Here is a 14,957-nt window from a genome sequence, read left to right as displayed (position 1 = left end):
CGACGGGGCGTCACTGCCAGCCGCAGACCGCCAGGTCCTGGTCGATCGCCACGAGCAGGTTGTAGGTGCTGCCGTCGTCGAGAGCGAGGGTGAACGACACGATGTCGACGCCGTCCCCCGACTGGACGCCGTCCGCGCTGCCGTCGGTGATCCCGCGACCCTCGAGGATGCCCTGGTAGAACACCGCCGCGAGCAGGTCCTCGTTGCTCAGATCGTTCTCCGTCGCGAGCTGCTGCAGCTGGCCCTGCAGGTCGGGGCACATGGACGCCCACGCCGTCGTGAAGTCGCCGTTGTACATGGCGTTCACCCAGGCCACGGCCGAGTCGCCGGAGCCGGCGAACTGGCCGCCGTCGCCGGCCGCCGTGTCCTCGGTCATGCTGCCGCCCGGGTCGGTGGGCGGGGGCTGCTCGGCGCCCGGGGGCAGGCTCACGTCGGTCATGGGCGCCATCGACTCGGCCGGGGACGACGGGCTCGCGGTGCTCGACGTGCTGGTGGCGGACGAGCTCGCGGTGGCGACCGGGTCGTCGTCCCCGCGGAGCAGGAAGAACAGCAGGACGCCGACGCCGGCGAGGACCACGACGACCGCGGTGATGATCCACGGCAGGGCGCTCTTCTTCGGCGGCCGGCCGTACGGGCCGTACCCACCGGGGCCGCCGGGGCCACCGGGCGGGAACCCGCCGCCGGGAGGCCCGTACGGACCGGGCTGACCCGGCGCACCGTACGGACCCGGCGCGCCGTACTGACCGGGCTGACCGGGCGGGCCGTACGGGCCCGGCTGACCCGGCTGGCCGTACGGGCCGGGCTGACCGCCGGGCGGACCGTACGGGCCGGGCTGGCCGTACTGTCCGCCGTAGGGGCCTGGAGGCTGACTCATCGTCCTTCTCTCGTTCGGGAACGGCGGGCGCTGAGCCCCGGAGCAGTCGGCCAACGTAGTGATCGCCGCTCGTCCCGCCTACCGGTTGATGCGCGGTATCTGTCACGACTCCGTCACGAAGCGCCGCACCGGCCTGCCCGCGGCGGTGCGCACGGTGATCCGGCTCGCCCGGGGCCCGGACGCTGGTCGCGCCTGCGGTCCGTCCTTAGACTCCGCCGACGACCGCGACCCGCGCGGCGGTTCGGACGAGCGCCGGGGTGGCGGCACACGGAGGGTCTTTCGCGGTGGAATTCGAACAGTTCGGCGCCTATCGCATCGAGGCGCTGCTCGGTCGCGGGGGCATGGGCGAGGTCTACCGGGCCTACGACACCGAGCACGACCGGGTCGTGGCGCTCAAGGTCCTCTCCGAGACGCTGGCCGCCGACCAGGGCTACCGCGAGCGGTTCCGCCGCGAGGCGCACCTGGCCGCCCGGCTCAACGAGCCGCACATCGTGCCGATCCACCGCTACGGCGAGATCGACGGCCGGCTCTTCCTCGACATGCGCCTGGTCCCGGGCCGCGACGTCGCCGCGGTGCTCGCCCAGGAGGGGCCGATGAGTCCCGAGCGCGCCGTGTCGATCATCGGCCAGACCGCCCGCGCGCTGGACTCCGCGCACGCCGACGGGCTCGTGCACCGGGACGTCAAGCCGTCGAACGTGCTGGTCACCGGCGAGGGGGACGACGAGTTCGTCTATCTCGTCGACTTCGGCATCGCCCGCTCGACGACCGACGCGCAGGGCCCGTCGCTCACCCAGACCGGCGCGGCGCTCGGCTCGTTCGACTACATGGCCCCGGAGCGGTTCCTGGAGAAGCCGGTCGACAAGCGGGTCGACGTCTACGCCCTCGCCTGCGTCCTCTTCGAGTGCCTCACCGGGCGGCGGCCGTTCACCGGCGACGGGCTGGCCACCCTCATGTACGCCCACCTGAACACCGACGCCCCGGCCCCGTCGTCGCTGCGGCCGGACCTCCCGGCGGCGCTGGACGAGGTGGTGCTCACGGGCCTGGCCAAGGACCCCGATCAGCGCTACGGCACCGCGGGCGAGCTCGCGACCGCGGCGCGCCGGGCGCTGTCGGCCGCGGGGGTCACGCCCAAGCCCGAGGTGCGGGCGCCGGTCGCGCCGCCGACGGCGATCACGCCGCTGCCGTTCATCCCGCAGACCGTCGGGTTCTCCAACCCCGGCGCGGTGGGCAGCTACGGCCCGCCGTCCGACCCCGGCCGGCCCGGCGGCTACGGCCCGCCCTCGAACCCCGGCCAGCCCGGCGGCTACGGCCCGCCCTCCAACCCCGGACAGCCGACCGGCTACGGCCCGCCGCCCAACCCGGGCCGGCCCGGGTACGCGCCGGGTGCGCCCGGCTACCCGCCGCCCGGGCAGTCCGGTCCCCCGTTCGGGCCCACCCCGGGCGGCCCCGGCGGGCCGCCGCCCTCCGGGGGCGGCAAGCGGCTGCTGCCCGTGCTGCTCGTCGTCGGTGCGCTCGTGGTCGTCGGCATCGTCCTGCTCGTCGTCGTCCTCACCGGTGGGGACGGCGGCGGCGGTGACAACCCGCCGGTGACCTCCCCGCCGACCACCGAGCCCTCGACCCCGCCGACGACGACCGAGCCGTCGACGCCCGCGCCGACGGACGAGGAGACGCTGATCGCGCGGGTCCCGGGCGGGTTCGACCCGGCGAACTGCCGCACCAACGAGCCGGCCGGCGACGGCGACCTCGCGTCGGTCGACTGCGGGGGCGCCACGGCCCAGCCCGGCCCGACCGCGTCGGTGTTCTACCTGTACCCGGACAGCGGCTCCCTCGACGACGTCTTCCTCGCCGACGTGAAGTCCCGGGACCTGGCCGAGCTGACCGACACCGACTGCCCCGACGCCCAGGGCTACCGGTTCTACAGCGGATCCGACGACCAGCGGGCCGGCCGGGTCGCCTGCTACATCGACCCGGACACCCAGCGGGCGCTGGTGGTCTGGACCCAGGACGACGCCAACGCCGAGGGGATCATCCTCGCCGAGGGCGGCCAGGAGGGTCTGGCCACGCTGTGGGACTGGTGGAACCAGCCGGCGAACAGCGACTTCACGGTCGACTGACCGGCGACGGCGGCCCCGCTCCCGAGCACGGGAGCGGGGCCGCCGTCGTTCTCAGGCGTGCGTGAGCTGTGGGGCGGCGAGGGCCTCCAGCCGCTGGGCGACCTCGTCGGCGGTCGCGGGCCGCTGCCCGACCGGCGCCAGGCAGGCCCGTACCAGCGCGGCCTCCTCGGCGGTGAGGCCGGCGGCGATGACCGGCTCGGCGCTCATGACCTTGCGGATGGCCAGCAGCGGCTCGCTGTCGGGCAGCTCCCCGTACAGGCCGGTGCCGGTGAGCGCCCGGTGCAGGGTGGCCCCGAGCGCGTAGACCTCGGTGGCCCGCGACGGGCGGTCCCCGCGCAGCAGCGCCGGGTCGAGGAACTCGACCGACGACGCCCCCGCCATGCCGGTGACCGTGACCCCCGGCGTCAGGTACCGGGCCAGGCCGAGGTCGGAGAGCTTCCCGCCGTTCTCGGTGAGCAGGATGTTCGCGGGCTTGAGGTCCCCGTGGGTCAGCCCCGCCTGGTGCAGCGCGTGCATGGCGTGCGCCGCGTGCGCGACCGCGCGCAGCACCTCGCCGCGGGAGAGCGGCCGGGCCGGGGCGGCGAGCGAGCCCAGCGGCAGGTACTCCATCGCGTACAGGAAGCTGTCCTGCAGGACGGCGTCGTAGACCTTCACCAGGTACGGCGAGTTCACCTGCGCGAACGCGCGCAGTTCGCGGACGCCGCGCTCGTAGGCCTTCTCGCTGTGCTGCCCGGAGAAGACCTTCACCGCCACGAACTCGTCCGGCAGTCCGAGCCGAGCGGGTGGGCGGGCCAGGTAGAAGCGGCCGTTGTTGCCCTCACCGAGCACCCGGACCACCTGGTAGTCCGCGATGCTGGTGGGGGCGGCTCCCGCCAGGCCGGCGGCGTCCATGCATGTCCTCCCGTTGCTGCACATCCCCGGTCCGGAACCGGGGCGCCGCGGCGCGGCAGCGCGTCAGTCTGCCGGTGGGGTCGGCCCGGGGGAACCCCGTTCGCCGTGGCGCGCCGCGCGTCCGATCACGGCGTGCGACGGACCGCCACGAGGCTCACCGCGCCGTTACGATCCCGCGCCGAGCGACGCCTGCTGCGGCGTGTTCGCGCAGGCCGTCCCGGCCGTCCTCGTCCACCGGACCTGGCAGCACAGGCCGATCGAGCACCGCGGAGCAGTCGTGGAACGGGAAGTACCCGAGATCATCGCCTACGTCTTCATCGACCTGGCGGTGATCGTGGTGATCGCCCGGCTGATGGGCCGGCTGGCGGTCAAGGTGGGCCAGCCCGCCGTCGTCGGCGAGATCGTCGCCGGCATCCTGCTCGGGCCCACCCTGCTCGGCGCGCTCCCCGGGAACCTCGACACCCTGCTCATCCCGGCCGACATCCGGCCGTTCCTCAACGTGCTGGCCCAGCTCGGGCTGGTGCTGTTCATGTTCCTGGTCGGGCTCGAGGTCGACCTGTCCTTCATCAAGGGCAGGGAGAAGATCGCCGTCTCGGTGTCGGTCGCCTCGATCGCGCTGCCGTTCGGCCTGGGCTTCCTGCTGGCCACGTACCTGCACGGCCGGCACGACGTCGTCGACGGGCGGCAGGTCACCTTCCTCGCCTTCGCGCTGTTCCTCGGCGTCGCCATGTCCATCACGGCGTTCCCGGTGCTGGCCCGCATCCTCGCCGAGCGCCACATGCACCGGATCCCCACCGGCGTCCTCGCCCTGGCCTGCGCCGCCGTCGACGACGTCCTGGCGTGGGCGCTGCTGGCCATCGTCGTCGCGATCGTCTCGGCGACGTCGTTCACCGGCGTGATCCAGATCCTGGGCTTCTCCGTCGTCTTCGCGATCGTGATGTTCACCGTCGTCAAGCGGCTGCTGAAGGGGCTGGTGACCCGCTACGAGCGGTTCGGCCAGCTCACGCCCGACATGCTGGCACTGGTACTGGTCGGCATCCTGGCCAGCGCGTGGGTCGCCGAGGAGATCGGCATCCACTTCATCTTCGGAGCCTTCGTCTTCGGCGTGGTCATGCCGCGGCAGGGCGCCGCCCGGCTCACCCACGACATCACCGACCGGCTCGAGCAGGTCAGCGTCCTGCTGCTGCTCCCCGTGTTCTTCGTCGTCACCGGGGCCAGCGTCGACATCGGCGCGGTGGGCCTGGCCGGCCTCGGCGAGCTGGGGCTCATCCTGCTGGTCGCGATCGCCGGCAAGTTCCTCGGCGCTTTCCTCGCCGCGCGCGCCCAGCGGGTGCCCAAGCGGCAGGCCACCGCGCTGTCGGTGCTGATGAACACCCGCGGCCTGACCGAGCTGGTCATCCTCACCATCGGCATGCAGCTCGGCGTCCTCGACGGCGAGATGTTCACCCTCATGGTGATCATGGCCGTGGTGACGACGGTGATGACCTCGCCGCTGCTGAGCCTGGCCTACCCGAAGCGGGTGCTGGAGCGGGACATCGCCGCGGCCGAGCGCGAGGCGCTGGGGCTGGTCGACGCCTACACCGTCCTCGTGGTCGTGGACGACCCGCAGCAGGACGCGTCGCTGGTGCACCTGGCCTGCGACCTCGTCGGCCGGGAGTCCCCCGCCCAGGTCGTGCTGGCCCGGGCGGTGCGCCGGTCGACGCCGAGACCGGAGGTGGCCACGGGGCTCGGCGCCGATCTGGCGCTCATGGCCTCGGCCGGCCTGGAGCTGCGCGAGCTGGCCCGGATCGTCGACTCGCGAGGCCTGAAGTCCTCGGTCGCCTCCCGGTTCAGCGACGACCCGTGGCAGGAGATCGCGGGCATCGCGGCGAGCTCGGACGCCGACGTCGTCCTGGTGCGGGCGGGCTGGGGGGTCCCCGAGGGGAGCGCCGACGCGAGCCCGTGGCCGGCCGCGCTGACCGGCAGCGTCGTCGTCGTGTCCGGGGAGCTCGGCGAGCCGGGGCTGGCTCCGCAGGGCCCCGTCGCCGTCGTCCAGGACGGCGACGCCCACGGCCGGGCCGCGCTGCGGCTGGCCGCCCAGGCCTCGCTGAGCCGCGTGTCGGCGCTGCAACTGCACGTCGGCGACGGCTGGCGGGCCGAGCGCCGCGCCGCCGGCGTCGCCGAGGGACTGCGGCGCGCGGGCGTGCTCGTCGCCGAGGAGGACCCGTCGACGCTGCCCTCCCTGCTGGTGACCCCGGCCGGCTCGGTCCCGGAGCGGGCGGCGCACGACCTCACTCCGGTCCTCACCGTGCACGCCGGCGCGGCCGACAGCGACCGCGACATGGACGAGACGCTGGCCGGTATCGCCGCGGGTTCCGGCAGCCGCTGAGGCACCCGTTCCGCGTCGTGAGGCCCTTCCGGGGTCGGCGGCCCGGGAGTAGCTTTCGCCGGTCCCACGGGGGCGTCAGGGGGACGAGCCACAGCTCACCGAGGAGTGGGAACGATGGCGGACAACGCGGCAGGCTCCGGGATCCCCAGCTGGGCGACGGCCTATCTCGAGGCATGGAACAGCCACGACCCGGCGAAGGTGCTCGAGTGCGTGACCGACGACGTCGTCTTCGACGACAAGGCGATGGGGGAACGCGTCGAGGGCAAGGACGCGCTGCGCACCATGCTCAGCGAGATGACGGAGAACTTCTCCAGCGACTTCCGCCTCGATCCGGGCGACCTGGTCGTCACCGCGGACGACACGTGGGCCGCGGAGTGGGTCATGACCGGCACGAACGACCGGGAGGACCGGGTGCACGGCCTGCCCAACACCGGCCGGCCGTTCCGGATCATCGGGCTGTCCATCGGCCGGATGCGCGACGGCAAGATCTCCGAGGAGCACCTCTACTGGAACATGGCCGACTACCTGCAGCAGATCGGCCTGATGCCGGAAGCGCCGGAACCCGCCACGGCCTGAGGACGACGGTCGCCCGCGTCCCCTTCCGACGGGGGCGCGGGCGACCGCCTCTCAGGTGGTGCCGTGCGGGGACTCGAAGGTGAACTGCCGGCTGCCCATGCGCACCGCCATGCCCGGGACCAGCCGGACCGGCTGGTGCGGCACCAGCGAGGACCACGCGGGCGCGCCGGGAGGCGCCACCAGCGTGCCGTTCGCCGAGCCGATGTCGGCCAGGACGACGTCCCACCCCTCCAGCCGGATCTCGGCGTGGTGCCGGCTGACACCGCCGGTCTGGTCGACCACGAGCAGCGGCCGGAGCGCGCCGGACTGCACGCGCTCGTCGGTCTCCGGCTCGCGGCCGAGCAGGTAGTCCACGTCCAGCGACACGGTCGCGCCGTTGTCGAACACCAGCAGCCCGAGCGGCGGGCGGACGCCCTCGATGAAGACGCCGGTCCGCTCGGCCATGCGGATGCCGCACAGGTTGCAGAACAGCACCCGCGGGTCGTTGAGGTGACCGCGCGAGCAGAGGAACCCCTTGACCTTGGGCCGGGTGTCCTCCGGCTCCTGCTCGGCCAGCGCGGCCGGCGGCTGCTCGGTGCTCAGCACCGGCAGCGGCTCGCGCTTCGCCTCCTCATCGGGCGAGGCCAGCAGCGACGCCGACAGCACGGGGGCCGGCAGCTGCACCGCCGGCGCCGGCTCCGGGGCGGGCGGCACGGGCGGCTGCGGAGGCGTCGGCGCCGCGGCCACCGGCGGCACCGGCACGCCCGGCGGGGGCAGCAGGGCGCTGGGTGAGGGCAGCCGCACCAGCGCCGTCGGCGACGGGGCGTCGGGCGCGGGCACCGGCGCCGGTGCCGCGGCCGGCGACAGGATCGCCGCCGCACCGGGCACTGCCCCGGCCTCGAGGTCGGCCAGCGGGTGCGGGGCCTGGCCCGGCGCCGCACCGGCGGACAGCCGCAGCGGCGCCGGCGGCCAGTCGACCAGCCGGTCCAGGAACGGGGTGCCGTCGTCGCGCCGCTCGCCGTCCGCCGGGGTCAGCCGCAGGCCGAGGTCGGGCACCTCGGCGACGCCCTCCCCCACCAGCGCGACGGCCAGGCCCTCCTCGGTCGCCGCGGCGACGGCGAAGGAGGGCAGGCCGGAGACGGTGGGCAGCCAGGTCCGCAGCTCGTCGTGCAGCCGGCGGCCCGGCGCCCGGCTGCCGGCGGCGGAGACCCGCCGGCACAGGGCGACCAGCTCACCGACCGTGGTGTCGCCCGCCGTCGCGGCCGGCGGCGCCTGCACCGGCGTCGCGCCCCATCCGTCGAGCTTCGGCGGGCCGGCCGGCGGCGGTGCCGGGGTGGCCGCCACGCCGACGACGAGCAGGATGCCCGGCATCCGGACGACGAGGTCGTCCCCGGGCGCGATGGCCACCGAGACCTGGTCGAACGGCGGCACGACCACCGGCGCCGGCGCGCTGTCGACCGTCATCAGATCAGCCTCCCGCCACGGATCCGCCAGTGGACGAACGGCACCCGCATCGGGCCGTTGGCGACCAGCCAGACCAGCAGCCAGGTCGTCGCGAAGTCGATCACGAACGCGGCGCCGGGGAGGGAGTCGATCCACGGGATCGCCCCGCCGGCGAAGAGGAACCACACCAGCAGCCCCTCGGGGACGGCGGTCAGCAGCCCGAAGAGGGTGGGCCAGTCCTTCTCCCACCGGAACTGCTGGATGCCGTGGTAGACGAACTCCCACAGCACGCCGAGCACGAGGACCACGAGCAGCACCGAGAAGGTGGTGCCGTAGGCGGTGGAGAGCGGGGCGTCGATGGGCAGGATCGGCGTGATGATCAGGGTCCAGATCGAACCGACCACAGCCAGCAGGAAGATCCTCGTCTGGATGCGGCCGTTGAGGGTGGGCAGCACGGTCGTCTCTCTCGGTCGTTCGAAGGGGTCGTCGAGGGCGGTCGGTCAGATCGGCGCGTTCCGGACCCACTTCCACCACTGGCTGGTCGACCGGCCCGGACCCAGCTTCGTGGCGAAGCCCTGCGCGACCAGGTCGTCGGCGATCTCCTGCGCGGCGATCTGCAGCCCGAAGAAGGTGTCCACCCCCGGGAACGGGCCGCCGAGCGTGGCGCTGCCGGAGGCGTAGATCTTGCCGCCGTTGGCCGTCCCGGTGACCTCGAAGTTCTTCTGCACGTCGAGCCGGCCGACCGGGTTGCGGGTGGCGTTGGAGTGGTCGAGCAGGTCGGCGAGCACGCGGTGCTCGCGGATGTCGGCCTCGAGCCCGGTGCAGTCGATGACGGCGTCGAACGTGCCGAGCTGCGGCCCCTGGTCGCTGGAGACGGCGACCTCGACCAGGTCGCCGACCGGCCGCATCGCGTCGATCTGGCCGATCATGACCCGGTACCAGCCCTCCCGCCGGCCGCGGGAGAGCTGCTCCTGCCAGTTGCGGCGGATCGGGGTGTTGGTGCCGCCCATCTCCTTGTAGAGCCGGGCGCGCTCGGCGCCCTCGCTGTTGCGCACCTGCTGCTTGAGCTGGCCGCCCCACACCGACTTCGGGTAGTTGAAGCCCTGGTAGGCCCAGCCGTCGGCGCCCTTGCGGCGCTTGAGGAGGCCGGTGCCGTGCGGCTTGTCGACATAGGTCCGGAACAGGTGGACGATCTGCGTCTGCAGTCCCAGCCGGTCGCGGTCGTCGATGAGCCGCTGCAGCACGCGGGAGGCGACGATGCCGCCGCCGCGGATCAGGATCGTGGCCGGCTTGAGCGTGAGCTTGTCGTAGACGTGCTCGTGCGGCTCGTAGGCGTTCACGACCTTGGAGTAGTCGTGGTACTGCGAGCGGTAGTTCTGCAGGTCGTCGAGGAACTTCAGCCCCGGGTAGCCGACGGCCACGTGCACCCACTGGCTGCGGTAGGCGATCCGCTTCGTGGGGGCCGCGCCCTCCGGCGGGGTGAGGATCGTGAAGTAGCCGCCGCCGACGCGCCGCCGCACCATCCGGACCTGGCCGTGCACGACCATCTCCGGGTAGCGGATGCGGTACATCTCCTTCTCCATCGACTCGAACGCATGCCCGGCCCTGGGCGTGTAGTAGTTCGCGAAGATGGGCTCGACGAGGACGTTCCACAGCTGCTTGAGGTCGCCGTGCAGCCCCTCGCGGAGGGCGTAGCTCGGGAAGCCCCAGATGTTGTCCGGGCAGGAGGAGGAGTCCGACCGGAGCCGCTCGCCGCGCGGGATCTGCGAGACCGTCGTCAGGTACTCGTAGCTCTCCCAGGGCGTCTTCAGCGGCGTGAGCACCCGGATGGCGCCGGTCGGCACCCCGCAGATCCGCAGGTAGTCGACGGTGACGAACGAGCCGATGCCGCCGCCGAAGGTGACGAACGGGACGTCGACGATCGGGATGCCGGCCTCGGCCAGCATCTGGTCGGTCCAGAAGTCGCTGGCGATCAGCTGGTCGTTCAGGTCGCCCGGCGTGCGGGCGGGCGCCGCGACACCCTGGGCATGCTGCGGCGCGATGGTGCTCTCGCTCACTGTGGGGATCCGTCCTCTCACGGGGAGCCGCCACTCTCGGGTGCGCGGATAGCCGTGTCAACGGCTTCGCGCACGTCGGGAGCGGGCGAGGCCGAATGGTGGTCCGACCTGCCCGGGAGGGATCCCCGGTGGCTGGGACCACCCTCGCCGCGGCCCCTTGGAGGCGGCTTGCGCCCGCCTTGGACGGGCACGATCGTCATACGTTCCGTCCGCCGTCCACGGCGCAGCCCGGTCCGACACCAGGTCGAGGAGCGTCGTGGCCGTCTTCAGCCTCATGGGCCCGCACCCGCTGCACGAGGACGAGGTCGCGGTGTGGTCGACCCTGACGAGAGCCGGCGGCTGGCTCGTGTTGGGCGTCCAGGCGCTGGCCCTCTCCCCGGCGGGACGGCGGCTGTTCGGCCATGCCGGCCGGACGATGTTCGGCGGAGGCCGGCCCCGGTTGTCCTGGTCGTTCCTGCTCGCCGGCCGTGAACACCCCCTCCCGCTCGAGGGCCCCGGCGGCGGCTCGGAGCGGCACGGCGAGTGGTCGTGGATCGCCGACTGCCCACGCGCGGGCCGCGGGTCAGGCGCTGCCGAAGCGCCGCTGCCGCGAGGCGTACTCCTCGCAGGCCGCCCACAGGTGCCGGCGGTCGAAGTCGGGCCAGAGCGTGTCGAGGAAGACGAACTCGGCGTAGGCCGACTGCCAGAGCAGGAAGTTGCTGGTCCGGTTCTCCCCGGAGCTGCGGACGAACAGGTCGACGTCGGGCATGTCCGGCTCGTCCAGGAACCGGGCCACGGTGGACTCGTCGACCTTGTCCGGGTCCAGCCGGCCGGCGGCCACCTCGCGGGCGATCGCGGCGGCGGCGTCGGCGATCTCGGCCCGCCCGCCGTAGTTCACGCACATCGTCAACGTAAGGACGTCGTTGTCGCGGGTGAGCTCCTCGGCGATCTCGAGCTCCTTGATGACGCTGCGCCACAGCCGCGGCCGGCGCCCGGCCCAGCGCACCCGCACGCCGAGCGCGTGCATCTCGTCGCGGCGGCGGCGGATCACGTCGCGGTTGAAGCCCATGAGGAAGCGCACCTCCTCCGGGCTGCGCCGCCAGTTCTCCGTGGAGAACGCGTAGGCGCTGATGGCCTGGATGCCGAGTTCGATCGCGCCCTCGACGCAGTCGAACAGCGAGGACTCCCCCGCCTCATGCCCGGCGGTGCGCGGCAGGCCGCGCTGCTTGGCCCAGCGGCCGTTGCCGTCCATCACGATCGCGACGTGCCGCGGCACCTTCGCGCGCGGGATCTGCGGGGGGCGGGCTCCGGACGGATGCGGGTTCGGGGCCTTGGCCGGTCGGGTCACGTGCGGTCCACCAGGGACAGCGAGCGCAGCCCCCGCTCCAGGTGCCACTGCAGCAGCGCGGCGACCAGGCCGCTGCCCTCCCGGCGCTGGGCGTTCTGGCTGGCCTCGGCGCGGTCCCAGTCGCCGGACAGCAGCGCCTCCAGGTGCTCGATGGTGACCGGGTTGGGCATCCCTGCACCGGTGGGGCGGCACGACGGGCAGACGGTGCCGCCGGCCGGGACCGAGAAGTGCCGGTGGGGGCCCTGCTCGCCGCAGCGGGCGCAGTCGCCGAGCGCCGGCTCCCAGCCGGCCACCGACATCGCCCGCAGCAGGAAGGCGTCGAGCACCAGCCCGGCCGGGTGGGTCTGCTCCTCCAGGGCCCGCAGCGCACCGATGACCAGCAGGAACAGCCGCAGCGACGGCTCCTTCTCCTCGGCGGTGAGCCGGTCGGCGGTCTCGAGCACCGCGGTGCCGGCGGTGTAGGCGGGGTAGTCGCCGGCGATCGCCTGGCCGTAGGCGCGGATCGACTCCGCCTGGTTCACGATGTCGAGGTTGCGGCCCGTGTAGAACTGCAGGTCGACGTGGCTGAACGGCTCCAGCCGGGCGCCGAACTTGCTCTTCGTGCGGCGCACGCCCTTCGCCACCGCGCGGACCTTGCCGTTCCGGCGGGTCAGCACGGTGATGATCCGGTCGGCCTCGCCCAGCTTCTGGGTGCGGAGGACGACCCCCTCGTCGCGGTAGAGCGACTTCGGCGTGGTGCTCACGTCAGTAGCCCAACCGGTTCAGCTTCTTCGGATCGTCCTGCCACTCCCCCAGCACCGTGACGTGCAGGTCGAGGTGCACGCGGGCGCCGAGCAGCTGCTCCAGGCCGGCCCGCGCCTCGGTGCCGATCCGCTTGATCATCTCGCCGCCGCGGCCGAGCAGCATCGGCTTCTGGCTGGCCCGCTCGACGTGCAGCAGCGCGTGCACCTCGACGAGTTCCCGGCCGGGGTTCTTGGCATCCGGACGGCGGATCAGCTCCTCGACGGTCACCGCGAGCGAGTGCGGGACCTCCTCGTACACCTTCTCCAGCGCCGCCTCGCGGATCAGCTCGGCGATCTGCCGCTCGACGTCGTCGTCGGTCCGCTGCTCCTCCGGGTACATGGCCGGGCCCTCGGGCAGCAGCCCGACCAGCAGGTCCTCGAGCAGCTCGACCTGGTCGCCCTTCACCGCGCTGACCGGCACCACCTCGGCGGCGTCGACCAGCGAGCTCGCCGCCATCAGCTGCTCGGCGATCTGCTTCTTGCTCGCGGCGTCGGTCTTGGTGACCACCACGACGACCGGGGCCGTGAACTCCTTGAGCTGGCGGGCGATGAACCGGTCACCGGCGCCCACCGGCTGGTCGGCGGGGACGCAGAAGACGATCACGTCGACGTCGGCGAGGGTGTCGCGGACGACGTCGTTGAGCCGGCGGCCCAGCAGGCTGCGCGGCTTGTGCAGGCCCGGGGTGTCGACCAGCACCAGCTGCCCGCCCGGGCGGGTGATCACGCCGCGGATCGCGTGGCGGGTGGTCTGCGGCCGGTTGCTGACGATGCCGACCTTGGCGCCGACCATCGCGTTGGTCAGCGTCGTCTTGCCGGCGTTGGGGCGGCCCACCAGGCAGGCGAAGCCGCTGCGGTACGGCCGCTCCTCCGGTGCGCTCACGGCGACCAGTCTCCCACCCCGGACCGACACCACCGCGCAGCGCGGTTGGGAGGATGGCGACATGGCGGGACGGGCGCAGCGCGGGCACGACGAACCACCGGCGGTGCGGGCCGCGCGGGACCGGGAGCGGCACATCTCCCAGGTCACCGCGTTCGGCTTCTTCTTCCCGGGCCGGCCGAAGCGCTCGGTCACCGTCACCCCGCCGCCGCTGCGCTACTGGCAGTACGACCTGGCCCGCTGGGTCGTCGTCGTCCTGGTCGCCGCGGCGGCCGCCGGCTGGCTGGGGTTCCTCGGCTGGCGGGACGGCGCCGCAGCGGTGACCGACGAGCTGCCGCTCGTGCTCGTGCTGTCGGTGCTCGTCCTGGCCTTCTCCACCGGCCGGCTGACGGTGTCGGACTTCGCGGTGTCCACGGACATCGCCGGGCTGCGCCAGTCGTCGTCCTTCGGCGTGGTGACCCTCGGCCTCGTCCGCGACGTGGTGCGCGGCGCTCCCCCGCCCGGCTGGCCGCACGCGAAGCGCCGCGGGGGCTGGTGGCCGGGGCGCGCGCGGGTCGCCGTCCGCCACCTCGGGCCCGACGGCGAGACCGACCGCGCGTTCACCGTCTGGGTGCGCGACCCCGAGGCGTTCGCCGAGGCGCTCGACCGCCCGCTCTGAGGTGGCAGGGTCCGGGCGTGAGTGACTTCGCGATGCCGCCGTCCGTGCCCCCGGGCCTGCGCCTGGAGCTCTCCCGCGCCCGGCTGCTGCCGGGCGCAGCAGGAGACCGAGCGCTGGATGGGCATGCTGCACGACCGGTACGAGGAGTGCCTGGACACCCTGGCGGCCGAGCGCATGGCGTTCGAGGCGAGGTTCCGGCACACCGACGCCGACGGCACCGAATGGCTCTACCACCTGCAGCTCCACGGCGAGGACGGCGGCGTGCTCGACACGTCCAACCCGGTGGACGCCGAGCACCAGGCCTTTGCGATGCGCTGCAAGGAGCCGGGCTGGGAGGAGCTGCGGCCGGTGCTGCGGCCCCGGCAGCTCCACGCTGATGACCTGGGACTTCCCGTTCGGCGGCGACGTCGATCCCGACGCGGTGGCCGGCTACGTGCGCGAGGCCCTGGCCAGGCGCGACACCTACCTGGCGAACGCGGAGGAGATCACGGCCGAGGCCCGCGCCCGCGCCCGCGCGAAGAAGCCCCGAGACGCGGCTGTGTCGCGCCGAACGCGCTCAGGCCCGAGTGGCCGCCGTCGCCGAGCCGGGTTGAGCCGCTCCCCCGACCGTTGACCCGCGCCGTGGCGTGGCGTGGCGTGGCTCAACGGTCGATCATGCGGCTTGACGTCGTCCCCGCTCAGGCCTGGGTGCGGACGGCGCCGTCGGGCCCGGCGAGGAACACCGGGGCGGACGGCGTCAGGTCGTGGACGGCGGCCAGCCCCTCCTGCTCGACCGCCTCCGCCTCGGAGACGACCGCCGCCGCCTCCAGGGCGGTCACCCCGCTGGACACCGCGGCCACCACGGCCGCCTGCAGCGCCGAGAGCTGCAGCGACGGCAGCGCGACGCTGGCCGCGAGGTAGGTCCGTCCGTCGGTGTCGCGGACCGCCGCCCCCTCGGGCGCGCCGGTGCGGCCGCGGGCGGAGCGGGCGAGGGTGACGAGCTTGGCGTCCTCGGGCTGCAGGTCGGGCACG

General features: G+C 73.7%; 14 protein-coding genes and 1 pseudogene. 6 read left to right on the top strand and 9 right to left on the bottom strand.

The window, feature by feature from the left end; translation table 11 throughout:
- Positions 1-10: 10 nt before the first annotated feature.
- Positions 11-874, bottom strand: coding sequence for a hypothetical protein (locus AB3388_RS08000; RefSeq protein ID WP_495410229.1), 864 nt, complete (start codon positions 872-874; stop codon positions 11-13).
- Positions 875-1,158: 284 nt separating this feature from the next.
- Between AB3388_RS08000 and AB3388_RS07995 the strand changes: the two genes are divergently transcribed.
- Entirely contained in the window at positions 1,159-2,988 is a 1,830-nt protein-coding gene (locus tag AB3388_RS07995) for a serine/threonine-protein kinase (protein WP_495410228.1), read from the top strand.
- A gap of 51 nt (positions 2,989-3,039) precedes the next feature.
- On the opposite strand, the gene AB3388_RS07990 is transcribed toward AB3388_RS07995, so the two are convergent.
- Positions 3,040-3,879, bottom strand: coding sequence for a serine/threonine-protein kinase (locus AB3388_RS07990; RefSeq protein WP_495410227.1), 840 nt, complete (start codon positions 3,877-3,879; stop codon positions 3,040-3,042).
- Between the two features lie 277 nt (positions 3,880-4,156).
- On the opposite strand from AB3388_RS07990, the gene AB3388_RS07985 reads away from it, so the two are divergent.
- Positions 4,157-6,247 carry a cation:proton antiporter gene (locus AB3388_RS07985; RefSeq protein WP_495410226.1) on the top strand — a complete coding sequence of 697 codons (2,091 nt, stop codon included), beginning with the start codon at positions 4,157-4,159 and terminating at the stop codon, positions 6,245-6,247.
- Positions 6,248-6,361: 114 nt separating this feature from the next.
- Positions 6,362-6,823: an ester cyclase gene (locus AB3388_RS07980; RefSeq protein WP_495410225.1), complete on the top strand. Its 462-nt coding sequence runs from the start codon at positions 6,362-6,364 to the stop codon at positions 6,821-6,823.
- A 51-nt stretch (positions 6,824-6,874) separates the two neighbouring features.
- Here AB3388_RS07980 and AB3388_RS07975 read toward each other — a convergent pair whose 3' ends face one another.
- The 6 genes from AB3388_RS07975 to era all read right to left on the bottom strand — a co-directional run bounded on the left by AB3388_RS07975 (position 6,875) and on the right by era (position 13,291).
- The gene (locus tag AB3388_RS07975) at positions 6,875-8,266 is read right to left on the bottom strand and encodes an FHA domain-containing protein (RefSeq protein ID WP_495410224.1); all 1,392 of its coding nucleotides are present in this window, start codon (positions 8,264-8,266) and stop codon (positions 6,875-6,877) included.
- Complete coding sequence (locus AB3388_RS07970; protein WP_495410223.1) at positions 8,266-8,700, bottom strand: hypothetical protein; 435 nt, start codon at positions 8,698-8,700, stop codon at positions 8,266-8,268. The genes AB3388_RS07975 and AB3388_RS07970 overlap by 1 nt, the downstream gene beginning before the upstream one ends.
- A 45-nt stretch (positions 8,701-8,745) precedes the next feature.
- The gene (locus tag AB3388_RS07965; protein WP_495410222.1) at positions 8,746-10,302 is read right to left on the bottom strand and encodes a hypothetical protein; all 1,557 of its coding nucleotides are present in this window, start codon (positions 10,300-10,302) and stop codon (positions 8,746-8,748) included.
- Positions 10,303-10,864: 562 nt separating this feature from the next.
- A complete protein-coding gene (locus tag AB3388_RS07960; protein ID WP_495410221.1) occupies positions 10,865-11,629 on the bottom strand; it encodes an isoprenyl transferase in 765 nt (254 codons plus the stop codon).
- The gene (gene recO, locus AB3388_RS07955; protein WP_495410220.1) at positions 11,626-12,372 is read right to left on the bottom strand and encodes a DNA repair protein RecO; all 747 of its coding nucleotides are present in this window, start codon (positions 12,370-12,372) and stop codon (positions 11,626-11,628) included. Before recO ends, AB3388_RS07960 begins: the two co-directional genes overlap by 4 nt.
- A gap of 1 nt (position 12,373) precedes the next feature.
- Positions 12,374-13,291: a GTPase Era gene (gene era / locus AB3388_RS07950; protein WP_495410219.1), complete on the bottom strand. Its 918-nt coding sequence runs from the start codon at positions 13,289-13,291 to the stop codon at positions 12,374-12,376.
- Positions 13,292-13,352: 61 nt separating this feature from the next.
- On the opposite strand from era, the gene AB3388_RS07945 reads away from it, so the two are divergent.
- The 3 genes and pseudogenes from AB3388_RS07945 to AB3388_RS07935 all read left to right on the top strand — a co-directional run bounded on the left by AB3388_RS07945 (position 13,353) and on the right by AB3388_RS07935 (position 14,559).
- Complete coding sequence (locus AB3388_RS07945) at positions 13,353-13,946, top strand: hypothetical protein (RefSeq protein WP_495410218.1); 594 nt, start codon at positions 13,353-13,355, stop codon at positions 13,944-13,946.
- 21 nt (positions 13,947-13,967) lie between these two features.
- A pseudogene (locus AB3388_RS07940) lies at positions 13,968-14,291 on the top strand (DUF6176 family protein); the annotation flags it as partial.
- Positions 14,292-14,322: 31 nt separating this feature from the next.
- Positions 14,323-14,559 (top strand): hypothetical protein, encoded by a 237-nt coding sequence (locus AB3388_RS07935; protein ID WP_495410217.1) that lies wholly within the window; start codon positions 14,323-14,325, stop codon positions 14,557-14,559.
- 64 nt (positions 14,560-14,623) lie between these two features.
- On the opposite strand, the gene AB3388_RS07930 is transcribed toward AB3388_RS07935, so the two are convergent.
- Positions 14,624-14,956, bottom strand: coding sequence for a cytidine deaminase-like protein (locus tag AB3388_RS07930; protein WP_495410216.1), 333 nt, complete (start codon positions 14,954-14,956; stop codon positions 14,624-14,626).
- Position 14,957: the final 1 nt, after the last annotated feature.

This window comes from Geodermatophilus sp. SMS 5-13, from assembly GCF_059428245.1.
This window is presented reverse-complemented; position numbering and strand designations above follow the sequence as displayed.